The sequence below is a fragment of the Belnapia sp. genome, assembly GCF_059504005.1.
The window spans coordinates 21,204-45,390 of the sequence record NZ_JCACHU010000150.1; the positions used below are offsets into that span (position 1 = coordinate 21,204).

A 24,187-nucleotide genomic window follows, 5' to 3' on the forward strand; every position below is an offset into this window, starting at 1 on the left:
GCGGAAAGGCGCCAGATTTGAAGTGCCTGGGCGCCATTGCTCCATCGTTCTAGATAACCTGCCGGAAACCCGACCGCAATGCCGTCCTGGGGTTGTACGGCCGACGGATCCGGCGTGGCATCGGCCTCCTCCATGCGGCCCGAGACACCTTTCCGGCTCCCGCGATCGCACGGCTGTTAGGCAGACGAGCCCAGGCAGCGTCCGACCGGTCCTGCCCCGGGACGGGTGGCTGTTGGTGAACGCCACCGCGGTCTCCCTTGCTCCACGAATGGAGCGGCGGGCAGCACGCCTCCGCTTCGGCTGCCCCAAGGCCTCCCATCAAGCTGCCTTCCTGGTGCGGAACAGCCCCCTCACGAGCCCTGCCGCTGGCGCCAGCACGTATCCGGCGAGCGGGACGGTCAAGGCGCCCACCGCCAGGCCCAGCACGCCGGAGACTAGGGCGGTTACCAGCCAGGACACAGCGCCGGACATCGCCGGCAGCAGCTTGCCCGCCCAATGCGCCAGGTCGTGCACCAGATGGCCGGGCGCGGTGACGCCGAATTCCTCCAGGCCATGGAGCACGATGCCACCGCCGACCCAGAGCATCGCAGCGGTGCCTATGATCGCAAGGACGCGCAGGAAATGTGGCATGCCAGCCACCAGCCCGCGACCGAGCGCCTGGGTCACCGGGCGCAGCGCCCGGTCGGCACCGGTCGGCGCCTCGGCCGGAGCATCGATCATTGGGATGGCGGCAGGCAGCACGGCGCGCCGGCCGACCACATCGGGCGCCGGGGCGGCCTTCTGCGGGATCATCCCCCCGCTTCCGCGAAGACCCAGCAGGGTGGAGACCGGGCGCTCATTGACCGCCAGCGAGACGCCCAAATCGTCGGCCTTCACGATCAATGCCACCGCGCCATAGACCAGCAGCGTCACGCCGATGCCGACGACCGCCAATATCACGGCCTGCGCCACCGTGGACTCTCCCGAAAGCCCGGCCAGGGTCAGCGCCATGATCTCGGCTGAGAGAATGAAGTCCGTATGAATGGCGCTGCGCACCCGCTGCTGCTCGAGCGCTTGCAGGTCCTGCTGGGCGGCGCTGACTCTTTCTCCATGATGCTCGGCTGCATGAGGCCGCAGCGCCTGCAGCACCTTTTCGAAACCCTCGTAGCAAAGGTAGGCACCGCCCAGCATCAACAGCGGCGTGATGATCCAGGGCGCAAGCCAGCTCAGCGCCAGTGACCCGGGCAGCAGGTACAGCAGCTTGTTCTTCAGCGAGCCGAGCGCGATCTGTCCGACGATCGGCAACTCCCGCTTGGCAGCGAAGCCGACGACATAGCGGGGCGTCACCGCCGCATCGTCGATGACGACGCCGAGCGCCTTGGTGCCGGCTCTGGCGGACTGGGCCGCGACATCGTCCAGCGACGCAGCCGCAACCTTGGCCAGGGCCGTCACGTCGTCCAGCAATGCGATCAGCCCAACGCTCACGGAGGCATCCCTCGGTTCGCCGCAGATGAACAGCTCTTCATCATCTGCGCAAAGCACCGGAAGCGGATGCGTTGCAAGGGCGGAGGAAAATTCCTCCGGTTCCCAGCAAGGCGGCGCCTCCTCCTGCCGGGCGGCACGGCCAATTGTCGACGGTGCCGTGGTTGGGTCGCCTCATCGATAGATGTTCCGCCACATCACCCATAAATGAGGTATTCGACCCGGATTTTCTCGCAACGGTTGAGGGTGGGCCGGCGCCTCAGCCAAGCTGGTCAACATCGCCATAGCTGGCCGCAGGCCTTGCAATGCACGGCGTCCAGGTCATCGCGCTGCAGCGTGCGTCAAGAGCGTGGGTGCAGCACTTCCCCGCCGGACCGAAACACGGCCTGCGCCGGCCGGAAAAACAGCGCGATCCCGACGATCGTCATTACCGCCGAGGGCAGTTCGCCGCAGGTGCTCGCGGGTCGAGAGCGCCGCCCCTGGTCCGCGGAACACGCCCCTGACAATGCTGCGGTGATGACCAGCGGTCAGAGGCCGCAGCGGGCAACGGCCATGGACGGGCGCCTTGACACGGGTTCCTGTCCTTAGGTTTCGGGCGTCGTCCCGTGCTGCCAGGCCACGCCGGCCTCGTCCATGAGGAGACGTCCTGCCGCCTCGCTGTCTGCCCAATCGGCCCGCAACTGTCCCTTGAACACGACGCGCTGGATCCCCGCCTGGATCAGGGAGGCAGCACAGGCCGCGCATGGCGGATGGGTGATGTAGGCCGTACAACCGGCGAGCGAGACACCCGAGCGCGCGGCCGTGGCGACGGCGTTGGCCTCGGCATGCACGGAGAGGAGCAGCTTGGTCGGACGATGGGCGAGACGCTCCGGAAGGTCGGTCACTCCGCGCGGGAACCCATTGTAACCGGTAACCCGGATCCGTCGGTCGTCGTCAACCACGACGCAGCCGACCTTCGTCGTGCGGTGCTTGGACCAGTCCGCGATATGCGTTGCCAGTGCCAGAAACCGAGCGTCCCAACGAGCGGAGATGTGTGCATTGATCATTTCCCGGCCACAATGGCACAAACGGCTTGCCGGTTCGAGGTCAGAGGTTGTCGACGGCCCTGCTGTCGGGTGGTGGTCTCGCCGAAGCGCAGCCGCGGCCTCAAGTCATTGAGGATGGACTCGAAGCCTTGAACCTCGACGGCGACATCCACCGACCCGCGGGGTATGGCCAGCGCGTGCAGCGCTACCGCAGCGAGCCACTCCGCCGCGGCGCCGAACCGCCTCCCGAGGCCCCCAGCCGGTGACAGGAGCGGCGCTGACAACAGCCGAACGGCGCTTTCCGCCGCCTCGACCTTGATCCCGCGGGTAGACCGATGCTTCCGGTGCCACGTTGCGCAAACGACGGCAATGGTCACATCATCCGGCGGCGCATCGCCAATGAGGAGGAAAGCCCATGCCTGCATCCCTGCGTGCCGCGCCGATCGCAACCCTCCTCCTTGGCCTCGGGGTTGCCCTTCCGGCCACTGCCCAGACACCGACCCCGACGCAGGTGATCGAAGCGTTTGAGGGCGTCCTGGGACCGATCCGGACCCATCGCCCGAGCCACCCCAAGGGTACCTGCGCCGCCGGCTACTTCGAGGGCACCGCCGAGGGGGCGCGGCTGTCGGTCTCGCCGGCCTTCAGCGGGCAACGCGTTCCGACCATCCTCCGCTTCGGGGTCGGCGGTGGTCCCACCGCCGCCGACACCAGCCGCAGCACCCGCAGCCTCTCGATCCGCTTCCAGGTGCCCAACGGCACGCCCTGGGACATGGCCAACATCTCCGTTCCCATCTTCGGGGCACCGACGCCCGAGGCATTGGTCGAGGGTCTTCGCGTGCGCAGGCCCGACCCAGCCACCGGGCGGCCGAACCAGGCGGCAATCGACGCATTCGTCGCCGCCAACCCGAAGACCACGCTGCAGGGGAGGTGGCTCGCCGCCAACGCCCCGCCGGCGAGCTGGGCAACGACGCCCTACTGGGGCGTCAACACCTTCCACTTCCGCGGCGCCGATGGGGAGGTCCGCCCGGCGCGCTGGGTATTTGAGCCTGTCGCCGGAACGCAGCGCCTCAGCGACGAGCAGATGCGCAGCCTGCCCGCCGACTTCCTGGCCGAGGAACTGCGGGGCCGGGTCGCCCAGGCGCCTGCCGCTTTCGACATGATGTTGATCTTCCCGCAGGCCGGAGACGACCTGAACGACCCGACCACAGCATGGCCCGACGACCGGCAGCGCGTAACCGTAGGCCGGCTGACGGTCACCGAGGTCGCCGCTGGGCCGGGCGGCGCCTGCGACCGGATCAGCTTCCTGGCACTGGCCAATTCGCCCGGCGTCGAGTTCAGCGACGATCCGACGCTCCGTGCCCGACCGGCGCCCTATGCGGTGTCGCTTTCGAAGCGGACGCAGCCTCAGTAGCGACAAGCCACAGGCGAAGGCCGCGATGTCCGTGGCCGGCTCCTCATGGCGACGGCGGCACCAGGCGCCATGCCGGGCGTTGTGTCCGTCAGCGCGGCAGCCGGTGGGCTGACGGCGTCGGTCGCCGTTTCGGCGCGTAGGGAGGAAATCGGGATGGGTATCATCGCCTGGATAGTGTTCGGGCTCATTGCAGGTTGGATCGCCAGCAAGATCATGCACGGCCAGGGTTCGGGTCTCACGATCAACCTGGTGCTCGGCGTGGTCGGTGCGTTCGTCGGCGGCCTCCTGATGAGTGTCATAGGCGGCGTCGGCGTCACCGGCTTCAACCTGTGGAGCCTGCTGGTCGCAGTCCTTGGGGCAATCGTTGTGCTCTGGCTCTACAATGTCCTGTCGTCGCGCCGGCGTGTGTCCTGAGCCTGCAACCAGCCGCGCCGCCGACTAGGCTGCCGCCCGCCCGCGCAGCCCGGAGGCGCGCTCGACCGGGCTGGCCTGGAGCAAGGGCCAGCTTGCACGACGCCTGAAACCATTTTGGCTGCCGAGGCCAAGCTTGCGGAGCGCATGCCCGGCCCGAACGGGTTCGGGTGGAGGTGTCGCGCCTGGATAGCGCCCGCGACCAGGCGTCCGCGGCTGTTGGAGCCTCGAGGCCCGCAATGTCGAAACCGGCCATGTCGGCTGGATGGCGGGGCGGCGCCTCACTGGGCTTGGGCGGCAGGCCATAGCCGGGGACTAGCGGCTGGGAATTGCGGCCTCCGGACATCAAGCTCCTAGGACACGGCCCGTGCCGGCAGGCTCCGCGTCCGTCCGGTTCGGCGCCGTTGCGCAGCATGCTGACGGTCCCTAAGCTGCCCGGCAGCGAGGGAGTCCTTGACCCATGCCGCGCGCGCCCGCCGGGCCCTGACCGTCATGCCCGGCTCCCTGCCCATTCTGGTCGCCGGCGGCGGCATCGGCGGCCTCGCCGCCGCGCTCGGCCTCGCCCGGCGCGGCATCAACAGCCTCGTGCTGGAGAAGGCGCCCGCGCTCGGCGAGATCGGCGCCGGCATCCAGCTCGGCCCCAACGCCTTCCATGCCTTCGACCAGCTCGGCGTCGGCGACACGGCGCGCGCCTTGGCCGTCTATATCGACCGGCTCCGGCTGATGGATGCGCTGGATGGCCGGGAGATCACCCATATCGACCTGGGCGAGGGCTTCCGCCGCCGCTTCGGCAACCCCTATGCGGTGATCCATCGCGGCGACCTGCACGGCGTCCTCCTCAGGGCCTGCCGCGAGAGCCCGCGTGTCGCGCTGCGCACCGCGAGCGCCGTGCAGGGCTACGAGCAGGAGGGCAGCAGCGTCGCCGCCCTGCTCGCGGATGGCAGCCGCATCGCCGGCGGCGCGCTGATCGGCGCGGACGGCCTGTGGTCCAGCATCCGCCGCCAGCTCGTCGGCGACGGCCCGCCGCGCGTCTCCGGCCATACCACCTACCGCTCCGTCATCCCGACCGAGCGCATGCCGGAGGAACTGCGCTGGAACGCGGCGACGCTCTGGGCCGGGCCGAAATGCCACATCGTCCACTACCCCCTGCAGGGCTGGAAGCTCTTCAACCTCGTCGTCACCTACCACAACGACGCGCCGGAGCCCGTCGCCGGCCTGCCCGTCGCCTTCGAGGAGGTGATGCGCGGCTTCGAGCACATCCACCCGCGCGCACGGAGCATCATCCGTCACGGCACCGACTGGAAGCTCTGGGTGCTCTGCGACCGCGACCCGGTGGAGCGCTGGGTCGATGGCCGGGTCGCGCTGCTGGGCGATGCCGCGCATCCGATGCTGCAATACATGGCGCAGGGCGCCTGCATGGCGATGGAGGATGCCGTGTGCCTGGCGCAGATGGTGGAGGCGCATCCCGGCCGCATCGAGGCAGCGCTCGAAGCCTACCGCCGGCGCCGCCTGCTGCGCACCGCCCGCGTCCAGCTGCAGTCGCGCGCGGTGGGCGAGCATGTCTACCATCCGGCCGGGCCCCATGCGCTGCTGCGCAACGCCATCATGTCGGCGAAGAGCTCCGAGGAATGGTACGAGGTGATGGCCTGGCTCTATGGCGGCCCGCAGGACGAGCCGGCGCCGGAGGCGGCGTGATGCCGGGCCCGCCGCCCGACATCCAGGACAAGCCCGGCTTCCTCATCCGCCGCTGCCAGCAGATCGCCCTCGCCCTCTTCCTCGAGCATTGCGCCGAATACGACCTGACGCCCGTGCAATACGCTCTGCTGAAGGCGGCCGAGGCGGAGCCGGGGGCCGACCAGATCACCCTCGCCGGCATGGCCGCGCTCGACCGCTCCAACGCCGCGCGCCTCGCCGCGGGCCTCAAGGCGCGCGGCCTGCTGCACCGCGCCGCCGATCCGGCCGACTGCCGCGCGCGGCGCCTCACGCTGACGCCGGCCGGCCAGGCTCTGCTCCGCCAGGCCGCCGCCGCGGTGGAGCGGGTGCAGGAGGAGCTGCTCGCCCCGCTGGCCCCGGCCGAGCGCCGTGCCTTCCTCGCCGCCCTCGCCCGGATCGCCGAGGCCGGCAACGAGACCTCGCGGGCGCCGCTGCGCCTGCCGGAGACGACCGACGCCGCCTGAGGAGACACCGATGGACCAGCAACCGAGGCCGGGCCGCCTGCACGGCTACTACCGCTCCACCGCCGCCTGGCGGGTGCGCATCGCCCTGAACCTGAAGGGCCTCGCGGTCGAGCACGCCTTCCACCACCTGCGGCGCGGCGAGCAGCGGGCGCCCGCCTATCTGCGGCTGAACCCGCAGGGCCTGTTGCCGGCGCTGGAGCTGGAGGGTGGCGCTGCGGTGCTGACCCAGTCCCTCGCCATCTGCGAATGGCTGGAGGAGACGCACCCGGCGCCGCCGCTGCTGCCGGGCGATGCGGCGCAGCGCGCCCATATCCGCGCCTTCGCCCAGGCCATCGCCTGCGACATCCATCCGGTGCAGAACCTGAAGGTGCTGGCCCGCCTGCGCGGCCTCGGACTGCCGGAGGAGGCGGTGACCGGCTGGGGGCACGACACCATCGCCGAGGGCCTCGCCGCCTGCCAGGCGCTGGCGCCGGCGGGGGAGGGGCCCTTCCTCTTCGGCCCGGGGCCAGGCCTCGCCGAGATCTGCCTGGTGCCGCAGCTCTTCAATGCCCGGCGATTCGGCGTCGACCTCGCCCCGCTCGGCCGGCTGCTGGCGGTGGAGGCGGCGTGCCAGGCGCTCCCCGCCTTCGCGGAGGCCGCGCCCGACCGCCAGGCGGATGCCGAATAGGGACCGCGGCCGTTTCCACCCGTCCGGGGTTTGCCCTACCCGCAATGCCCCGGCCGGCCCTCGATGAAATCGAGCAGGCAGGGGGCGTAGCGGTCGGTGAAGCCCGGCTCCGCCCCGCCGCCATGGCCGGCGAGCCCGGCCGGCCGGTCGAGGAAGAGCAGCCCCTTCACCCGCCGCGTCATGGCGCGGAACAGTCGGGCGCGTGCCGCCGGGTCCGGGTCGTACTCGTCGCCCTCGAAGGTGGCGACGGCGACGCGGGCCTCGGTGTTGCGGGCGCGCTCCAGCACCTCGCGCAGTTCCGCCACCGCCCAGGCCCAGGCCGGGCTGCCGCGCGGCCCATGCGCCGCCGGGGCGATGGCGACGACGCCGTCGACCAGGCCCGGCTCATCCAAAGCCTGCAGCGCGTTCCAGGCACCGCGCGACTGCCCGCCGACGACGATCCGCTGGTAGCCCTGCGCCCGCAGCGCCCGCAGCGCGCCATGCAGCCAGCTGGCGGCGGTCTCCGTATCGTCCACCATCGGGTCGCGGTCGAAGCGCAGCACGTCCCAGCCGGCATTGTTGAACAGGCGGACATGCGGCTGCGGCTGGCTGCCGCGGCTGTCCTGCCCGCCCGCGGCGCGGCCATGCGCCCAGACATAGGCCCCACGCGCCGCCCGCGCCCCCTGCCAGAGGAAGCGCCCATCCGGCACCAGCGCCCAGCCCGGCCCGCCCTGGATCGGCCGCGACGGCGCCACCGGCGGCGCCCCCTCCTGCCCCGGCCAGACCACGGCGAGGTCGCGCGCATAGACCCGGCAGCCCTCGTCCCGCGTGCCCTCGCTGACCCATTGGGCGCAAAGGGCCACGGCCCGCGCCTCGGTGGTGGCGAGGTCCGGCTGCGCCGCCGCCCAGCCCCAGGCGCCGCTCGGGCTGACGGCGAAGGCGCGCGGCGTCGCCTGCTGGAGGAACCGGGCATAGTCGGCGCGGCCTTCCGCGCTGAGATGGGGCACCGCCCCCGCATCCAGCACGGAGGCAGGCTCGGCGGCAGCCGGGGCGGCGAGGGCCAGCATCAGGGCTAGCCACAAAACTCTGTGATATCCCATGATTGTGAGGGAACCATGGGAGCCGCCGCAAAATCAACAGAATTGCCGAGCCTCAGCCGCGGCGCGGCACCACCAGCCTTGGCCGGATCACCTGCACCGCCTCGTCCCGCTGGTTGAGGGTGGTGCAGCGCACCCGGAGCATCCCCTGCTGCGGCTTCGACTGGCTCGGCTTGACCTCCACCACCTCGATCTCGACGCGGAGCTCATCGCCCGGCCGCACCGGCCGCGGCCAGGCCAGCTCCTCCATCCCGCCGCCGATGATGCCGCCCACGGGGCGGAAGTCGCTGCCGATCAGCAGTTTCATCGTCATCGAGGCGGTGTGCCAGCCGCTCGCCGCCAGCCCGCCGAACAGCGTGCCGCGCGCCGCCGCATCGTCGAGATGGAAGGGCTGCGGGTCGTACTCACGCGCATAGGCGATGATCGCCTCCGCCGTCACGGTCAGGCGGCCGGAGCGGAAGACCTGCCCCGGCGCGAAATCCTCGAGATAGCGTTCCTCCATTGCCCCGCCCCTTCAGCTGCGGGCGGAGTTTGCCCTCGCGGCGAGCGCCAGCGCCAGCACCCCGCAGCCGGCCACCGCGAAGGCGCCGCGATAGCCGATCACCGCCAGCCCCAGCCCGAAGGCGAGCGAGCCGGCGCTCTGCCCGAGGAAGAGCGCGAGCGCGAAGGCGCCGACCGCCGTGCCGCGCGCCTCCGGCAGCGCCTCGGTCGCCCGGGTCTGCAGCACGCCGTGGAACATGTAGAAGGCGAGGCCGAGCACCACCTGCAGCCCCGCCACCACCTCCCACCGCCCGGCCATCGCCAGCAAGCCGAGCGAGAGGGCGATCGCCACCCCGCCCACCGCCAGCAGCCCGCCCTCGCCGAAGCGCGCCAGCAGCGGCCGCGCCATCCGCGTATAGGCGAAGGCGCCGAGGCCGAAGCCGGCGACGATCAGCCCCGCCTGCGCCGCGTTGCGCCCGAAGCCCTCGATCAGGAAGGAGCCGGTGAAGGGAAAGGCTCCGCCGAAGAGCCAGAACCCGTCGAAGAAGGCGAGGCCGATCAGCCAGCGCCCGGAGGGCCGGCCGAGCAGCTCGAGATAGGCGCGCATGCCCCGCCCGCCGCCGCCCTCCTCCGGCTGCCGCCAGAGCAAGGGCCCCAGCCGCCAGGCGAGCACGCCGGCCACCGCCAGCGCCATCCCGCCGAGCAGCAGGAAGGGCAGCCGCCAGTCCGCCGCCTCCGCCACCATGCCGGAGACCGGGCCGGCGACGAGCTGCGCCATCACCATGCCGGTCAGGAAGCGGCTGATGGCCACCTGCCGCTCCGCATAGGGCACCGCATCGGCGATATGGGCCATCAGCAGCGGGATGACGGCGCCGGCGAAGAAGCCGCTCCAGGCCCGGAGCGCGATCAGCCCCGGCAGCCCGGTGGCGAAGCCGCTCGCCACCAGGCCGAGGCCGAAGAGCAGCACCGCCCCGCAGGCGATCCGCACCTTGCCCAGCCGGTCGCCGAGCGGCCCGGCAACCAGCTGCACCAGCCCGTAGGGCAGCACGAAGCCCGCCACCACCGCGCTGGCATGGGAGACGCTGACATCGAAGGCCCGGGCGATGGCCGGCAGCAGCGGGTCGAGCATCCGCATGCCGGAGCCGGTGGTGAAGCCGGCAAGCGCCAGCAGGGCAATGGGGATGGCGGGCGGCATGCGGCGCCGATAGGGGCCCGCAAGCCGCGGGGCGTCAAGCGGCGGCGGTCAGCCGGCGGTCGGGTCGAGCGTCGCCGCCACCGCCTCCTTCTTCTCCCGCGGCAGCAGCTTCATCGCCAGGATGAAGGCCGAGAGCGTCAGGCAGATGGCGTTGGTGAGGATCAGCGGCCATTGCCCGAGCAGCACCCCGTAGGTGAGCCAGAGCGCGAAGCCGATGACGGTGACGGTGTACATCCGCTTCGAGATCGCCTCCGTGTCGCGGGTGCGGATGACCTTCCAGGCCTGGGGCAGGAAGCTGGTGGTCGAGGCAAGGGTGGCCAATCCGCCAATGATGGGGGCGGCGTCCATGATAGGCATATCCTCCGGCGATAGGCGTTGGCCTGTAAGCGGCGGTCCGGGCCGGTGGTTCCGTTGACAGCCGCGCCCGCCGCGCCGAGCCTGCGGCGCGGGAGGACTCATGACGGACCGATCGGACGCGCCGCTGCTCGGCCGTGGCTTCGCCTGGCAGCAATTGCGGGTCGGCCAGCGCTTCCGCAGCTTTGGCCGCACCGTCACCGAGCATGACCTAATGGGCTTCGTCGCGCTCACCGGGATGCAGGAGCCGCTCTTCGTCGATGCGACCCATGCGGGCGCGCTCGGCCCCCGCCCCGTGCCGGGCGCGCTGACCCATGCGCTGATCGAGGGGATGGTGCTGGCCGGCATGGCGCACGGCACCGGCCTCGCCCTGCTCGAGACCCATATCCGCCCGCTGGCGCCCGTCCGCGTCGGCGACACGATCCATGCCGAGGTCGAGGTCACTGCCATCCGCCCGACCAGCGGGGGCGGCCGCGCCGTGGTGCGCAGCGCCATCCGCGTGCTGAACCAGCGGGGCGAGCCGGTGATGGACTACGACGCGACGCGACTGATCGAGGGAGAGGATTCCGCATGATTGCACGCCGCCTGCTGCTGGCGCTCGGCGCCGCCGGCCTCGCCGCGCCGGCCATGGCGCAGGGCAGCTTCCCCGACCGGCCGGTGCGGCTCGTCGTCGCCTTCCCGCCCGGCGGGCCGACCGATGTCGTCGCCCGCATCCTGGCCGAGCGCCTGGGGCGGGAGCTCGGCCAGCCGATGGTCGTCGAGAACCGCGGCGGGGCCAACGGCAACATCGCCGCCGAGGCGGTGGCGAAGGCGGACTCGGACGGATACACGCTGCTCTACAACACCTCCTCCATCGTCATCAGCCGCGCGCTCTACCGCCGCCTCGGCTACGACCTGCTGCGCGACCTCGTGCCGGTCTCGCTGACCGCCGCCTCGCCGCTGGCGCTGGTGGTGAACCCGGCCGCGCCGCCGCGCAGCCCGGCGGAGTTCATCGCCTGGGTGCGCGCCGATCCCGGCAAGCTCAGCTACTCCTCCGGCGGCGTCGGCAACATCTCGCACCTCGTCACCTTCCTGGTGCTGCGCCATCTCGGCGCCGATGCGGTGCACATCCCCTATCGCGGCACGGCGGCGGCGCTGACCGATGCGGCGGCGGGCAACGTGCAGTTCACCGCCGACACGGTGGTGACGGCGCTGCCGCTGATCCAGGAGGGGCGGGTGCGCGCCATCGCCGTCTCCAGCGCCGAGCGCTCGCCCCTGCTGCCCGAGGTGCCGACGATGAGCGAGGCGGGGCTGACGCCGCCCGGCTTCGACCTCGGCGCCTGGCAGGGCATCCTCGCCCCGGCACGCACGCCGCCGGCGGCCATCGCCCGGCTGAACGCCGCCATCGCCGCGACGCTGGCCGATGCGGAGATCCGCGCCCGCCTCGCCGCCCAGGGCGCCCGCCCGACCGGCGGCAGCCCGGCGGACTACGCGGCCTATCTGCAATCCGAGATCGGCCTCTGGACCAAGGTCGTGGCCGATAGCGGCGCGACGGCGGAGTGAGCGGCGGCATCGCCATCCGGCCGGTGGAGGCGGTGGACCTGCCGGCCCTGCCCGGCCTGCTGGCCCAGCTCGGCTATCCGATGCCGGTCGAGGAGATGGCCCGCCGCCTCGCCGCCGTCCGCGCCGCGCCGGACCATGCCGTGCTGGTCGCGGTGGGGGAGGGGGCGGTGCTCGGCCTGATGCATCTCTTCCTTCGCCCCGCGCTCGAGAAGCCGCCGGAGGTGGTGGTGCAGGCATTGGTGGTGGAGGCGGGGCTGCGCGGCTCCGGCCTCGGCGGCCGGCTGCTCCGCGCCGCCGAGGACTGGGCCCGGGCGCGCGGCCAGGCCTCCGTGTCGCTGCATTCCGGCATGGCGCGGGAGGCGGCGCATGCCTTCTACGCGGCGCAGGGCTATGCGCGGGTCGGCAGCGCCGTCCTGTTCCGGAAGTCGGTCTAGGCGGTCACCCGCCGCACCCGCTCGCTCTCCGTCTTCAGCTGCCCGCAGGCAGCAAGGATATCCCGCCCTCGCGGCCGGCGGATCGGGCTCGAATACCCGGCATCGTTGAGGATGGCGGCGAACCTCGCCGTCTGCTCGTAGGTGCTGGTCTGGTAGGGGCTGCCCGGCCAGGGGTTGAAGGGGATCAGGTTGATCTTGGCCGGGATGCCATGGAGCAGCCGCACCAGCTCCCGCGCCTCGGCCTCCGAGTCGTTCACCCCGCGCAGCATGACGTATTCGAAGGTGATCCGCCGCGCATTGCTCGCCCCCGGATAGCGCCGGCAGGCATCGAGCAGCTCCTTGATCGGATACTTCCGGTTCAGCGGCACGATCTCGTCGCGCAGCTCGTCGGTGACCGCATGCAGCGAGACGGCGAGGTTGACGCCGAGCTCCTGCCCGCAGCGGTCCATCATCGGCACGACGCCCGAGGTGCTGAGCGTGATGCGGCGGCGCGACAGGCCGATGCCCTCGCCATCCATGATGATGCGCAGCGCCTTGGCCGTGTTCTCGTAGTTGTAGAGCGGCTCGCCCATGCCCATGACGACGATGGTGGACAGCAGCCGCGGCTGGTCGTCCTTCGGGCTTGGCCATTCGCCGTAGCTGTCCCGCGCCGCCATGAACTGGCCGACGATCTCGGCGGCGCCCAGGTTGCGCACCAGCTTCTGCGTCCCCGTATGGCAGAAGCGGCAGGAGAGGGTGCAGCCCACCTGGGTCGAGATGCAGACGGCGCCGCGGTCGGCATGGCGGTCGGGGATGTAGACCGTCTCCACCTCCTGCCCGTCGCGCCAGCGGAACAGCCACTTCCGTGTCTCGTCCGCACTCGTCTGCACGGTCGCCGCCTCGGGCCGCCCGACAGTGAAGCGCTCGGCGAGCTTCGCCCGCATCGGCCCGGCGATGCTGGTCATGGCGGCGAAGTCGGTGACGCCCTGGTGGTAGATCCAGTGCCAGAGCTGCTTCGCGCGGAACGGCTTCTCGCCGAGCGCGGCGAGCTCCGCCACCAGCTCCTCGCGGGAGAGGCCGACAAGCTCCCGCCGCCCGTCCGGCAGGGTCGCCTCCGGCGGGTTGAACAGGGCGGACTTGGCGAGGATGCGCTCGCGCTCGGCGCTGGTCAGATCGCTCATCGGCGGCCTCCTGCGGGGCATTCCTTGCTGATCGCGTCATAGGCGGCGCTGAAGCCGGCGAGCGGGAAGGTGTCGGAGGTGGTGCCCCGCCCGTTCGCCCCCGGGCCGCGCACCAGCATTTCCCGCCCGTTGCGCATGGCCTGGACCACCATGGCGCCGTCCCGCGCCGCGGCGGTGGAGCCGGCGGTGTAGAAGGGCAGGTCGGAGCCGCCGATCACCGCCACCGCCTCGGCATTGCGCGGATAGGCGTAGCCGGCCGAGACCGTCACCGTATCCCGCCGCCCCGGCCGGTGCGTCACCGTCAGCATCACCCCCTGCCGGCTGGCGCGGGTGAAGGCGTAGCAGACCTTCTGCCCGCCCTCGCTGTAGGTCGCCGCGATCCAGGATTGGTACTCGCCGAGCTTCTGCGGCCGCGCCTGTTGGGCATGGGCCGCCGAGGGGGCCGCCAAGGGCGCGGCCTGGGCGATGGCAAGGGCGAGGAGGAGGCGGGGAAGCGCACGCATGCCGCTGGAAGCACCTGTCAGGGCCGGCCCGGCGCGGCCGCGGGGGAGGGCGGCGCCGGCTCGGCGGAGGTCGGATGAAGGTGGGGCCGCGGGGGTGGCGGTCTCATGGCGGTAGATAGGCCCGCTGTCGCGCCGCAGCAACCGGGCTGGTGCCCCGGCGCGCCTCCGCTTATGCAACCCGGCCATGAGCGACGCTCCCGACCGGCACCTCGCCGCCCAGTACGAGGCCTTCCCCTACCCCGCCCGCGACCCGCGGGAGGAGGCGCGGCGCCTGATCGTCGGCAGCCCGAGCCATCTCCGCGAGGTCGACCACTGGATCTTCGGCGGCCGGCGCCCGGCCTCCGCCCTGCTCCGGGCGCTCTTTGCCGGCGGCGGGACGGGCGACGGCACGATCATGCTGGCGCAGCAGATGGCCTGGGCCGGCCGCCCCGGCGAGGTCACCTGGCTCGACCGCAGCGCCGCCGCCCGCCGTATCGCCGAGGGCCGCGCCGCCGCCCGCAAGCTCGGCAACCTCCGCTTCGAGAACGGCTCCCTGCTCGACCTGGCCGGCAGCGGCCTCGGCCCCTTCGACTACATCGATTGCTGCGGCGTGCTGCACCACCTGCCGGACCCGCTGGCTGGGCTCCGGTCCCTGGCCTCGGTGCTGGCGCCGGGAGGCGGCATCGGGCTGATGGTCTATGCCCCGCATGGCCGCACCGGCGTCTACATGCTGCAGGACGCGCTCCGCCTCCTCGCGCCGGAGGGCGAGGCGCCGCCCGCCCGGATCGACCTCGCCCGCCGCCTCTGGCGCCAGGTGCCCGAGACCGCCTGGCTGAAGCGCAACCCCTGGCTGACCGACCACATCTCGGGCGGCGATGCCGGGCTCTACGACCTGCTGCTGAACCCGCGGGACCGCGCCTACACGGTTCCCCAGCTCGCCGAGCTGGTCGCCGCGGCCGGCCTCCGCATCGCCTGCTGGGTCGAGCCGGTGCGCTACGACCCGGATGCCTACCTCCCCGACCCGCGCCTCCGTGCCCGCACCGCGGCGATGACGCCTACCGAGCGCGCGGCGCTGGCCGAGGCCGTCACCGGCAACATGGGCATCCACATCCTCTACTGCCGCCGCGCCGAGGAGCCGGAGCCGGAGCGCCCTTGGGAGGACCCGGAGGCCGTCCCCACCCTCCGCGAGATGGACGGCGCCGCCCTGGCGAAAGGCCTGCCGCGCGACGGCACCCTGCCCGTCACCTTCGACGGGCTGCGGGTGAACCTGCCCCTGCCGCGCCTCGCCGGCGCCATCCTCCAGCGGGTCGACGGCCGCCGCAGCTTCGGCGCCATCGCCGACGAGCTGGCGGCCAACGGCGTCTCCCGCGAGGCCTTTTGGCGCGACCTCGCCGCCCTCCGCCGCAGCATGGAGGCGATGAACCGCCTGCTGATCGCCGCCCCGGCGTGAGGGCGGCCATCGTCATCTTCGGCGCCGCCGTCCGGCCCGACGGCAGCGCCAGCCCGACCCTCCGCCGCCGGGTGGAAGCCGCCGCCCGCTTCGGCGCCCGCCTGCCCGACCCGCTCTATATCCCGACCGGCGCCCGCGGCCGCTTCGGCCCGGCCGAGAGCCATGTCATGGCCGACCTCCTGCGCTCCTTCGGCATTGCCAAGGAGGCGATCATCGAGGAGCCGACGGGGACGGACACCCTCTCCTCGGCGCTGGCCTGCGCCGCCCTGCTGCGGCGCCTCGGCCATGCCGGCCCGGTCCATGCCGCGACCAGCCGCTTCCACCTGGCGCGCTGCGTGCTGCTGCTGCGCATCGCCGGCTTCCCGGCCCACCCCGTCCCCATCGGCGGCTCCGCCGGGGCGGAGGGCTTCGCGAAGCGCTGGTACTGGCGCCTGCGGGAGGTGCCCGCCATCCCCTACGACGCCGCGCTGGCGGTCTGGCATCGGCTGCGGGGCTAGCTCGACAGCCCCTTCCCGCCTTGCCATCCTCCCCGCGAGGAGACCCAAGGATGATCCAGCCCATCGCATCCGCGGCGGCCTGGCGGCCGCCTGCGCTCGAGGCTACGGGTGCTTGGCTGCGCCGCCTTGCCCCCGCCGAGATCGAGGACCTGCGTAGCGCCTTCCGCCGCCTCCAGGCAACGGGCAAGCCGATGCTGGAGATCACGCGGGAGGACTTCCCCCTCGGCCCCTTCGGCGCCGTGCTGGCCGAGGCGGCGCGGGAGCTGGAGCACGGCATCGGCTTCCGCACCCTCCGCGGCATCCCCGTCGGCGACTACACGCCGGAGGAGGCGCGGCTGCTCTTCTGGGCGATCGGCACGCATCTCGGCGTCGCCCGGCCGCAGGGCAAGGCGAGCCAGCTCATCTCCGACGTGCGCGATGCCGGCGGCACCTATCGCGGCCATGGCGGGCGCGGCTACAACACCAATGCCGAGCTCGACTTCCACACCGACGGCAGCGACGTCGTCGCCCTGCTGTGCCTGAAGACGGCGCGGAGCGGCGGGCTCAGCCGCCTCGCCAGCTCGGTCGCCATCCATGACGCGCTGCTGGCGGAACGCCCGGAGCTGGTGGAGACGCTCTACGGCCTCTTCCCCCATAGCCGGCAGAAGGAGGAGGCGGCCGACGAGACGCCGACCTACCTCGCGCCGGTCTACAGCCTGCAGGACGGCCACTTCGCCGCCCGCTACATCCGCAACCACATCCGCGCGACGCAGCAGCTCGAGGGCGAGCCGCCCCTCACCGAGCGGCAGCACGAGGCGCTCGACGCCATCCAGGAGATGGCGAGCAGCGACGCCTTCTGCTTCTCGATGTGGCTGGAGCCGGGCAACCTGCAGCTCGTCAACAACCACGTCCTCATCCACAGCCGCACCCATTACGAGGATTTCGAGGAGCCGGAGCGGAAGCGCCACCTGCTCCGCCTCTGGCTCGCCGTGGCGGAGGGCCGGCCGCTCTGCGACGCGATGCGGGAGGTCTACAAGAGCACCGCCCCGGGCAGCGTGCGCGGCGGCTTCAAGGGCCAGAACCTGCCGCCCGGCCTCGCCGCCTGGCAGGCCCGCGCCGCCGCCGCGCTCGGCATGCGCGACACCCCCTACTGAGAGCCGCCCGATGACCCCCACGCGCCGCGCCGCCCTCGCCACCGCGCTGATGGCAGGCACCGCCCGGGCGCAGCCCGCCTGGCCCTCCCGCCCCGTCACCATCATCGTCCCCTATGCGCCGGGCGGCGGGACGGACATCTTCGCCCGCGCCGTGGCCGAGGGCATGCGCGAGGCGCTCGGCCAGCCCGTCGTCGTCGAGAACCGCGCCGGCGCAAATGGCGTGGTCGGCGCGGAGCTCGTGCAGCGCTCGCCGCCCGACGGGCACATGCTGATGGTCGCCACCGGCGCGCATGTTATCAACCGCTATGCCATGCCGAACATCCCCTTCGACCCGGTGAAGGACTTCGCCCCGGTCTCGATGCTCTCCGGCTATCCGCTGGTGCTCGCGGCGCATGGCGGCCAGCCCTATGGCGACATCGCCGGGCTGGTCGCGGCGGCGAAGGCGCGGCCCGGCAGCATCGCCTTCGGCTCCACCGAGGCGGCGACCAGCTATGCCGGCAACGCCTTCGCCCGCCAGGCCGGCATCCAGCTGATCGAGGTGCCCTATCGCGGCAGCGGGCCGCAGCTGAACGACCTGGTCGCCGGCCATATCCCGCTCGCCACCACCAGCACCGTCGCCGTGCTCCAGCATGTGGCGAGCGGCGCGGTGACGGTCCTCGCCGTCACCTCGGCCCGCCGCTCCGCCCTGCTGCCGCAGGTGCCGACGATGCAGGAGGCGGGGCTCGCCGGCTACGAGTTCAACGGCTGGTACGGCATGTACGGGCCGCCCGGCCTGCCGCCGGCGCTCGCCGCGCGCATCTTCGCCGCGGTGCAGGCCGCGCTGGCGAAGCCCGCCATCGGCCAGCGCCTGGCCGAGCTCGGCGCCGACCTGGCGACGCTCGGCCCCACCGACTTCGCCGCCTTCCTCGAGCGCGACAACCGGCGCTGGGCGGAGGCTGCCGCGGCTGGGCTGGTCGCCAGGGCGAACTGACCCCGCCTCCGCCCGGCAACCCGGCCCGGGGCCCGCCCCGGGAGCATGATCCGCAGCCGCTGGATCGCGGATCTATGCTCCCGGCGCTCGATCCTCGCCGGCCTCGAGCCTGCCGCCCCCGATGCCCTGCCGCCGCCGCGACGCAGCCCAGGCCAGGAGCAGCGGCGCCAGCAGCGCGGCGGCGCCGATCCCGTCCCAGGCCCCGTCATCCACCAGCGCCACCACCAGCCCCGCGGCGGAAAGCAGGGCGAGCGCCGCCGGGATGCGCCAGACCGGCCCGATCATGCCGCCGCCCCGCGCCGCCGGCGCCACCAGAGCCAGAGCCCGCTCAGCAGGATGACGATGGTGGCGGCATCGAGCACCGCCCAGGCGATCTTCAGCGCCATGCCGCCATAGTCGCCGAAATGCAGCGGCTGGGAGACCAGCAGCGCCGTCACGTACCAGGGCATGCGCCGCATATCCGTGAGGCGCCCGGTCTCGGCATCGACCAGCGCCGGGGTGAGCAGCCGATGCGTCAGCGGCGTGTCGCCGCGGAGGAAGACCGCATAGTGGTGCCCGCTCGAGAACATGGTCTGCGGCCAGGCGATGAAGAAGGGCTCCCGCCCCGGCGCCGCCGCCCGCGCCGCCGCCAGCGCCGCCTCGACCGAGCCCGGCGCCGCGACCGGCGGCTGGCCGCGCCAGGGCGCGACCATCTCGGCCAGCTGGTCGGCCCGCCAGGCGGCCAGCACCTGCTCCGCCAGGGTGTTGACCACGCCCGTCGCGCCCACCACCAGCACCCAGCTCAGCGTGACGACGCCGAGGATGTTGTGCAGGTCGAGCCAGCGCAGCCGCGCGCTCCGCCCGCTGCGCACCGCACCGAATCCCCCATGCCGTGCGAAGGGCCCGTAGAGCACCGCGCCCGAGACGGTGGCGACGACGAAGAGCAGCCCCATCGCGCCGAGGAAGAGCTTGCCCGGGATGCCGGCGAAGAGGTCCGTGTGCAGCCGGAGCATCCAGTAGAGGAAGCCCTCGCGGTCGCGCGGCTCCTCCAGCACCTGCGCCGTGCGGGCATCGACCAGCACGGTGCGCAGCGCCTCCGGCGGCGCGGTCGGGCTCGGCGCCATGCTGAGGCGGAGGATGGCCGGGTCATCCTCCCAGATCAGGTACTGCACCACCTCGCCCGGCCGCTTCGCGCGGGCCGCGGCGGCGACGCGGTCGAGATCGGCGGGCGGCGTCCCGGGCGGCATGGCCGGCGCCTCCACCTCCGCCCCGGTCAGGTGGCCGATCTCATGGTGGAAGATCAGCGGCAGGCCGGTGATGCAGAGCAGCAGCAGGAAGAGCGTGCAGACCAGGCTCGACCATGTGTGCAGGCGGGACCAGGCGCGGAGGCTCACCAGCGCTTCACCAGGCTGGCGAGCACCGTGCGCCGGTTGCCGTAGAAGCAGGCCGTGTCGCTGGTGCAGCGCGCGACATAGCTGGTGTCGAACAGGTTGTTCGCGGTGACGGCCAGCTGCGTGCCGGCGAAGCCGGTGCCGAGGGGCGACAGGTCGTAGCGCAGCGCCGCATCCACCAGCGTCACCGAGGGGACGACGTTGTGCGCCGCGTTGCCCGTGGTGCTGTTGCCGAGGAAGCGCAGCCCGAGCCCCAGGCCGAGCCCCGCGAGCCGCCCCGACCCCTCCTCGAAGCTCTGGTCGGCATAGAGCCCGGCCCCCGTCGCCGGCACGCCGGCCGGGCGGTTGCCGCGCTCCTCCGGCGCGCCCTTGGTGATCTCCGCATCGAGCGCGGTGAAGGAGCCGATGAGGCTGAGGCCGCGCGGCAGCCGCGCCACGCCCTCCAGCTCCACGCCCCGGACCCGGATCTCGCCGGTCTGCACCTGGAAGATCGGGCTGTTCGGGTCGGTCGCCAGGCTGTTCGACTGGGTGAGCTGGAAGAGCGAGGCCTGGACGAAGCTGTCCCGCCCCGGCGGCTGGTACTTGATGCCGATCTCGAACTGCTCGCCCTGGCGCGGCGTGAAGGCGCGGCCCGCGGCGGTGACGCCCGGCGTCGGCAGGAAGGAGGTGGACCAGCTCGCATAGGGCGCGAAGCCGCCCGGCGCGAGATAGACGAGGCCGACCCGCGCCGTCGTCGCGGTATCGCTCTGGCGCTGCGTGTCGCCGCCGATGCGGTCGAGCGTGCTGGTCTCCACCCAGTCCTGCCGCACGCCCGCCGTCAGCACCCAGCGCTCGCCGAGGCGGAGCTGGTCCTGCGCGTAGAGGCCGTATTGCGCGGTGTTCTGCCGGGTGTTCGCCCCCGCCGCGGCGAGCGGCACGGGCGAGCCGTAGACGGGGCGGAAGAGGTCGAGGCCCGGCGCGCTGCCGAAGGCCTGCGGGTTCGAGATCCGCACCGTGGAGTAGTCGAAGCCGGCCAGCAGCCGGTGCCCGACCGGGCCGGTCGAGAAGCGGAACTCCGCCTGGTTGTCGACCTGGAAGCGGTCGATGTCGGGCGTCGAGAGGAAGCCGATGCGGCCCAGCGTCCGCCCATCCTCCAGCAGCCCCACCCCCACGGTCTGCCGCCAATTGATGCCCGAATGCGCCCAGCGCAGGTTCTGCCGCAGCGTCACCACGTCGTTCAGCCGCCGCTCGAACTCGCTGCCGACGCCCCATTGGGTGATGTCGTACTTGTCGAAGCGCGGCTCGCCGACGAAGCGGCTGGTCGGGATGCGGCCGAAGGGCGTCTCCGTCACCGTGCCGACATAGGGCAGGAACTGCGCGCCCTGGGTGCGGTCCCGCTGGTAGTAGGCGCGGAGCGTGAGGCGCGTGTCCTCATCCGGCCGCCAGGTGATGGCCGGCGCGATGAAGGCGCGGTCGTTGCCGACCTTGTCGACCTGGCTGTCCGCCAGCCGCCCGAGGCCGGTGATGCTGTAGGACCAGACCCCATCCCGGTCGAGCGGGCCGCTGGCCGTGCCGGCCGCCTGGGCCCGGCCGAAATCGCCGGCGGTGAGGCGCAGCTCGCCCTGCGGCGTCAGCGTCGGCTGGCGGGAAACCTGGTTGACCAGCCCGCCCGGCTGGATCTGGCCGTAGAGGACGGAGGCCGGGCCGCGGACGATCTCGAAGCGCTCGAGGCCATAGGGCTCGAAGGAGCCGGCGGCGAAGCCGACGCTGTAGCGCAGCCCGTCGAGGTAGAGGCCGTAATCGACCGCGTCGAAGCCGCGCAGCAGCAGGAAGTCGGCGCGCGGGTCGGGCCCGTAGCTCTCGGCCCTGAGCCCCGCCTGGTAGCGCACCGCCTCGCCCAGGGTCTGGGCCTGGAGCGCGTCGATGGTCGCCCGCGGCACGACGGAGATGGATTGCGGCACCTCGATCAGCCGCTCCGCCCCCTTGGTTCCGGAGGTCGCCTCGCTGGCGACGAAGCCGCGCGGCGGCTCCACCGCGCCGAGCGGCGGCGCCCCGGAGATGTCGAGCTGCGGCAGGCGGACGGTGCCGTCCTGCGCCATGGCAGGGCCGGCGAGGGCGAGCAGGAGCAGCCCTGCGGCGCGGCAGGAGGGGGCAGGCGATGTCACGGCAGCAGTTCCCGGCGAGTTTTAACCGCCGTTACTGCGTCTCATTCTCAATTGCAATTAACAATCTATCCGAAGTGCGAGGCCGGGCCAGGAGGGCCCGGCTCGCCGGCTCAGACCCGCATCGGCATCAGCACGTAGAGCGCCTCGGGCTTCGCCGCATCCGTCACCACGGTCGGGGCGCTGCCATCGGCGAAGCGGAACTCCACCATGTCGCCGATCTGGTCGGTGATGTCGTTGAGGTAGCGCGCCTGGAAGCCGATCTCGAGCGGCGAGCTGTCATACTTCACCACCTCGCCGTCCAGCTCCTCCTGCGCCTGACCCTGCTCGGCGGAGGAGGCGGAGAGCAGCAGGTGGTTGCGGTCGAGCGAGAGCTTCACCGGCCGCGACCGCTCCGAGCTGATGGCGGCGACGCGCCCCACGGCCTCGGCGAATTCCCGCTTCTGCACGCGGAGGATCTTGTCGTTCCCGCGCGGGATGACGCGGTCGTATTCCGGAAAGGTGCCGTCGATCAGCTTGCTGGTGAGTTGCACCGCCCCGATGTCGAAGCGGATCTTGGTGTCGGAGAGGCGGATGGTGATCTCGTCCCCCGTCTCCTCGGCGAGCTTGCGCAGCTCGTTCACCGTCTTGCGCGGGATGATGACGCCGGGGATGCCGGCGGCCCCGTCCGGCAGCGGCTCCTCCACGCGCGCCAGCCGGTGGCCGTCGGTGGCGACGGCGCGCAGCACCGGCGAGCCCTCGCTCTCCGTCGCATGCAGGTAGATGCCGTTGAGGTAGTACCGCGTCTCCTCCGTGCTGATGGCGAAGCGGGTGCGATCGACCAGCTCCCGCAGCTGCCCGGCGGAGAGGGCGAACTGGTGCGGCAGCTTGCCCTCGGTCATGGAGGGGAAGTCCTCCACCGGCAGCACCGAGAGGTCCGTGTTGAACCGCCCGGCCCTGAGCTTCAGCGCCGCATCGCCCCCGGCATGGTCGAGCTCCACCTTGGCGCCCTCGGGCAGCTTGCGGACGATCTCGTAGAGGGTCGCCGCCGGCGCCGTGGTCCGCCCCGGCCGGGCGACCTGCACCCCCGGCACCTCCTCGACGACGGCGATCTCCATGTCGGTCGCCGTCAGCCTGAGGAGGCCGTCCTGCGCCGAGAGCAGGACATTGGCGAGGATGGGGATGGTGTTGCGGCGCTCGACGACGCTCTGCACATGGGCGAGCGCCTTGATGAGGATCGCCCGTTCGACCGTGAACTTCATCTGCCCCGAGGCTCCCCCGACACCCGAACCTGCCGTCCGGTGTGCACTCTAACACCCTTGATTCGCAAGGGTAAGCGGAGGTTTCCGGCTCAGGTTTCGAGCATCTTCCTCAGGAGGGCCACATCCTCGGCGAAGCCGGCATCAGCCTCCATGAGCTCGGCGATGCGGGAGACGGCATGCATCACCGTGGTATGGTCCCGGTTGCCGAAGCGCCGGCCGATCTCCGGCAGGCTCCGCTGGGTGAGCTGCTTGGCCAGGTACATCGCCACCTGGCGCGGCCGGGCGACGTTCCGGGCCCGCCTGGCGCTGCTCATGTCGGTGAGGCGGATGTTGTAGTGCTCCGCCACCTTCTTCTGGATCTCCTCGATCGAGACCCGCTTCTCATGGGCGCGGAGGACGTCGTGCAGCACCTCATGGGCGCTGTCGATGGTGATCGGCCGGCCGAAGAGATTGGCATGGGCGACCAGCCGGTTCAGCGCCCCCTCCAGCTCCCGGACATTGGTGGTGATCTTGTTCGCCAGCAATTCCAGCACCTTGGGCGGCACCGCCACCTGCGCCGCCGCGGCCTTGGCCTGCAGGATGGAGAGGCGCAGCTCATAGGTCGTCGCATGGATGTCGGCGACCATGCCGCAGCCGAGCCGCGTCCGCAGCCGGTCCTCGATGCCCGCGAGGTCGGAGGGCGACTTGTCGGAGGAGACGATGATCTGCTTGCCCTGGTCGACCAGGGCATTGAAGGTGTGGAAGAACTCCTCCTGCGTGTTGTCCTTGCCGATCAGGAACTGCAGGTCGTCGATCATCAGCACGTCGACGGCGCGAAGCGTCTCCTTGAACTCCATGGTGTTCTGCGAGCGCAGCGCCGCGATGAAGCGGTACATGAATTTCTCGGCGGACATGTAGGCGACGGTCCGCTGCGGGTCATGCGCCCGGATGGCCCAGGCCGTCGCATGCATCAGGTGGGTCTTGCCCAGGCCGACGCCGCCATAGAGGAAGAGCGGGTTGAAGCCTGGGGAGGCCGGCTTCTCCGAGACCCGCCTGGCGCAGGCATGGGCGAACTCGTTCGGCTTGCCGACCACGAAGGTGTCGAAGGTGAAGCGCGCCTCGAGCGGCACCACCCAGTCGGAGCGCGGCTCCGGCGCCATGCGCGCCTCGGCGGCCCGCGGCGCCAGCGGCTCGGCCAGGCCCCGCCCATCCACACCGGCACGCTCCTCGGCACCGGCCATCACCGCCTCGGGCGGCGGGCTGGCGGAGACGCGGATGTCGATGCGCCGTACCTCCGGGTACTCGGCCTGCCACAGCACGCGCAGCCGGTCGCCGTAATGGCTGTTCACCCAATCGCGCAGGAAGCGGGTGGGGAGGAGGATGACGGCATCCTCGCCCTCCACGCCGGACAGGGTCATCTGCCGCAGCCAGGTGCGGTACTCGACCTCACCGACCTCTTCGCGCAGGCGGCCGCGGATGCGGGCCCAGCCGGCAGCCAACTCTCCGGAGGATTGGGGTGGCAAGCGGGCCG

At 72.1% G+C, this 24,187-nt stretch carries 26 protein-coding genes; 12 read left to right on the forward strand and 14 right to left on the reverse strand.

Features of this window, described 5'->3' with window-relative positions:
- Window positions 1-318: 318 nt before the first annotated feature.
- From AC5JJ1_RS21645 to AC5JJ1_RS21655, 3 genes are all read right to left on the reverse strand, one after another.
- Window positions 319-1,464, reverse strand: a complete 1,146-nt coding sequence (locus AC5JJ1_RS21645) for a DUF808 domain-containing protein (protein WP_495787183.1) — start codon at window positions 1,462-1,464, stop codon at window positions 319-321.
- 581 nt (window positions 1,465-2,045) lie between these two features.
- Window positions 2,046-2,507 carry a deoxycytidylate deaminase gene (locus AC5JJ1_RS21650; protein ID WP_495787184.1) on the reverse strand — a complete coding sequence of 154 codons (462 nt, stop codon included), beginning with the start codon at window positions 2,505-2,507 and terminating at the stop codon, window positions 2,046-2,048.
- Window positions 2,504-2,911, reverse strand: coding sequence for a hypothetical protein (locus tag AC5JJ1_RS21655; protein WP_495787185.1), 408 nt, complete (start codon window positions 2,909-2,911; stop codon window positions 2,504-2,506). Before AC5JJ1_RS21655 ends, AC5JJ1_RS21650 begins: the two co-directional genes overlap by 4 nt.
- Here AC5JJ1_RS21655 and AC5JJ1_RS21660 point away from each other — a divergent pair.
- The 5 genes from AC5JJ1_RS21660 to maiA all read left to right on the forward strand — a co-directional run bounded on the left by AC5JJ1_RS21660 (window position 2,902) and on the right by maiA (window position 7,152).
- Window positions 2,902-3,897 (forward strand): catalase family peroxidase, encoded by a 996-nt coding sequence (locus AC5JJ1_RS21660; protein ID WP_495787186.1) that lies wholly within the window; start codon window positions 2,902-2,904, stop codon window positions 3,895-3,897. The two genes, AC5JJ1_RS21655 and AC5JJ1_RS21660, sit on opposite strands and share 10 nt — an antisense overlap.
- Before the next feature lie 153 nt (window positions 3,898-4,050).
- Entirely contained in the window at window positions 4,051-4,311 is a 261-nt protein-coding gene (locus AC5JJ1_RS21665; protein ID WP_495787187.1) for a GlsB/YeaQ/YmgE family stress response membrane protein, read from the forward strand.
- A gap of 450 nt (window positions 4,312-4,761) precedes the next feature.
- Window positions 4,762-6,003 (forward strand): 3-hydroxybenzoate 6-monooxygenase, encoded by a 1,242-nt coding sequence (locus AC5JJ1_RS21670; RefSeq protein WP_495787188.1) that lies wholly within the window; start codon window positions 4,762-4,764, stop codon window positions 6,001-6,003.
- Complete coding sequence (locus AC5JJ1_RS21675) at window positions 6,003-6,485, forward strand: MarR family winged helix-turn-helix transcriptional regulator (RefSeq protein ID WP_495787189.1); 483 nt, start codon at window positions 6,003-6,005, stop codon at window positions 6,483-6,485. Before AC5JJ1_RS21670 ends, AC5JJ1_RS21675 begins: the two co-directional genes overlap by 1 nt.
- Before the next feature lie 10 nt (window positions 6,486-6,495).
- Window positions 6,496-7,152, forward strand: a complete 657-nt coding sequence (gene maiA / locus AC5JJ1_RS21680; protein ID WP_495787190.1) for a maleylacetoacetate isomerase — start codon at window positions 6,496-6,498, stop codon at window positions 7,150-7,152.
- Window positions 7,153-7,187: 35 nt separating this feature from the next.
- Here maiA and AC5JJ1_RS21685 read toward each other — a convergent pair whose 3' ends face one another.
- The 4 genes from AC5JJ1_RS21685 to AC5JJ1_RS21700 all read right to left on the reverse strand — a co-directional run bounded on the left by AC5JJ1_RS21685 (window position 7,188) and on the right by AC5JJ1_RS21700 (window position 10,251).
- Window positions 7,188-8,198, reverse strand: a complete 1,011-nt coding sequence (locus AC5JJ1_RS21685; RefSeq protein WP_495787191.1) for an alpha/beta hydrolase — start codon at window positions 8,196-8,198, stop codon at window positions 7,188-7,190.
- Between the two features lie 85 nt (window positions 8,199-8,283).
- The gene (locus AC5JJ1_RS21690; RefSeq protein WP_495787192.1) at window positions 8,284-8,730 is read right to left on the reverse strand and encodes a MaoC family dehydratase; all 447 of its coding nucleotides are present in this window, start codon (window positions 8,728-8,730) and stop codon (window positions 8,284-8,286) included.
- A gap of 12 nt (window positions 8,731-8,742) precedes the next feature.
- Window positions 8,743-9,903 carry an MFS transporter gene (locus AC5JJ1_RS21695; protein ID WP_495787193.1) on the reverse strand — a complete coding sequence of 387 codons (1,161 nt, stop codon included), beginning with the start codon at window positions 9,901-9,903 and terminating at the stop codon, window positions 8,743-8,745.
- 48 nt (window positions 9,904-9,951) lie between these two features.
- Complete coding sequence (locus AC5JJ1_RS21700; protein WP_495787194.1) at window positions 9,952-10,251, reverse strand: SemiSWEET family sugar transporter; 300 nt, start codon at window positions 10,249-10,251, stop codon at window positions 9,952-9,954.
- Window positions 10,252-10,360: 109 nt separating this feature from the next.
- On the opposite strand from AC5JJ1_RS21700, the gene AC5JJ1_RS21705 reads away from it, so the two are divergent.
- From AC5JJ1_RS21705 to AC5JJ1_RS21715, 3 genes are read left to right on the forward strand one after another with little or no spacing between them, the layout of a single operon-like run.
- Window positions 10,361-10,831, forward strand: coding sequence for a MaoC family dehydratase (locus tag AC5JJ1_RS21705; RefSeq protein WP_495787195.1), 471 nt, complete (start codon window positions 10,361-10,363; stop codon window positions 10,829-10,831).
- Window positions 10,828-11,799: a Bug family tripartite tricarboxylate transporter substrate binding protein gene (locus tag AC5JJ1_RS21710; RefSeq protein ID WP_495787196.1), complete on the forward strand. Its 972-nt coding sequence runs from the start codon at window positions 10,828-10,830 to the stop codon at window positions 11,797-11,799. The genes AC5JJ1_RS21705 and AC5JJ1_RS21710 overlap by 4 nt, the downstream gene beginning before the upstream one ends.
- Window positions 11,796-12,233: a GNAT family N-acetyltransferase gene (locus AC5JJ1_RS21715; RefSeq protein ID WP_495787197.1), complete on the forward strand. Its 438-nt coding sequence runs from the start codon at window positions 11,796-11,798 to the stop codon at window positions 12,231-12,233. The genes AC5JJ1_RS21710 and AC5JJ1_RS21715 overlap by 4 nt, the downstream gene beginning before the upstream one ends.
- Here the strand turns inward: AC5JJ1_RS21715 and rlmN are convergent.
- Window positions 12,230-13,393 carry a dual-specificity RNA methyltransferase RlmN gene (gene rlmN / locus AC5JJ1_RS21720; RefSeq protein ID WP_495787198.1) on the reverse strand — a complete coding sequence of 388 codons (1,164 nt, stop codon included), beginning with the start codon at window positions 13,391-13,393 and terminating at the stop codon, window positions 12,230-12,232. The two genes, AC5JJ1_RS21715 and rlmN, sit on opposite strands and share 4 nt — an antisense overlap.
- Window positions 13,390-13,896, reverse strand: a complete 507-nt coding sequence (locus AC5JJ1_RS21725) for an invasion associated locus B family protein (protein ID WP_495787199.1) — start codon at window positions 13,894-13,896, stop codon at window positions 13,390-13,392. Before AC5JJ1_RS21725 ends, rlmN begins: the two co-directional genes overlap by 4 nt.
- Before the next feature lie 184 nt (window positions 13,897-14,080).
- Between AC5JJ1_RS21725 and AC5JJ1_RS21730 the strand changes: the two genes are divergently transcribed.
- From AC5JJ1_RS21730 to AC5JJ1_RS21745, 4 genes are read left to right on the forward strand one after another with little or no spacing between them, the layout of a single operon-like run.
- Entirely contained in the window at window positions 14,081-15,325 is a 1,245-nt protein-coding gene (locus tag AC5JJ1_RS21730) for a class I SAM-dependent methyltransferase (protein WP_495787200.1), read from the forward strand.
- On the forward strand, window positions 15,322-15,822 hold the full coding sequence (locus AC5JJ1_RS21735) for a YdcF family protein (RefSeq protein ID WP_495787201.1): 501 nt from the start codon (window positions 15,322-15,324) through the stop codon (window positions 15,820-15,822). The genes AC5JJ1_RS21730 and AC5JJ1_RS21735 overlap by 4 nt, the downstream gene beginning before the upstream one ends.
- A gap of 50 nt (window positions 15,823-15,872) precedes the next feature.
- On the forward strand, window positions 15,873-16,955 hold the full coding sequence (locus AC5JJ1_RS21740) for a TauD/TfdA family dioxygenase (RefSeq protein ID WP_495787202.1): 1,083 nt from the start codon (window positions 15,873-15,875) through the stop codon (window positions 16,953-16,955).
- 10 nt (window positions 16,956-16,965) lie between these two features.
- A complete protein-coding gene (locus tag AC5JJ1_RS21745; protein ID WP_495787203.1) occupies window positions 16,966-17,925 on the forward strand; it encodes a Bug family tripartite tricarboxylate transporter substrate binding protein in 960 nt (319 codons plus the stop codon).
- 72 nt (window positions 17,926-17,997) lie between these two features.
- Here AC5JJ1_RS21745 and AC5JJ1_RS21750 read toward each other — a convergent pair whose 3' ends face one another.
- The 5 genes from AC5JJ1_RS21750 to dnaA all read right to left on the reverse strand — a co-directional run bounded on the left by AC5JJ1_RS21750 (window position 17,998) and on the right by dnaA (window position 24,155).
- A complete protein-coding gene (locus AC5JJ1_RS21750) occupies window positions 17,998-18,210 on the reverse strand; it encodes a hypothetical protein (RefSeq protein ID WP_495787204.1) in 213 nt (70 codons plus the stop codon).
- Window positions 18,207-19,298, reverse strand: a complete 1,092-nt coding sequence (locus AC5JJ1_RS21755; protein WP_495787205.1) for a PepSY-associated TM helix domain-containing protein — start codon at window positions 19,296-19,298, stop codon at window positions 18,207-18,209. The genes AC5JJ1_RS21750 and AC5JJ1_RS21755 overlap by 4 nt, the downstream gene beginning before the upstream one ends.
- On the reverse strand, window positions 19,295-21,439 hold the full coding sequence (locus tag AC5JJ1_RS21760; RefSeq protein ID WP_495787206.1) for a TonB-dependent siderophore receptor: 2,145 nt from the start codon (window positions 21,437-21,439) through the stop codon (window positions 19,295-19,297). The genes AC5JJ1_RS21755 and AC5JJ1_RS21760 overlap by 4 nt, the downstream gene beginning before the upstream one ends.
- Window positions 21,440-21,549: 110 nt before the next feature.
- Window positions 21,550-22,677 carry a DNA polymerase III subunit beta gene (gene dnaN / locus AC5JJ1_RS21765; RefSeq protein WP_495787207.1) on the reverse strand — a complete coding sequence of 376 codons (1,128 nt, stop codon included), beginning with the start codon at window positions 22,675-22,677 and terminating at the stop codon, window positions 21,550-21,552.
- An 89-nt stretch (window positions 22,678-22,766) separates the two neighbouring features.
- Window positions 22,767-24,155, reverse strand: coding sequence for a chromosomal replication initiator protein DnaA (dnaA, locus tag AC5JJ1_RS21770; protein WP_495787208.1), 1,389 nt, complete (start codon window positions 24,153-24,155; stop codon window positions 22,767-22,769).
- Window positions 24,156-24,187 lie beyond the last annotated feature (32 nt).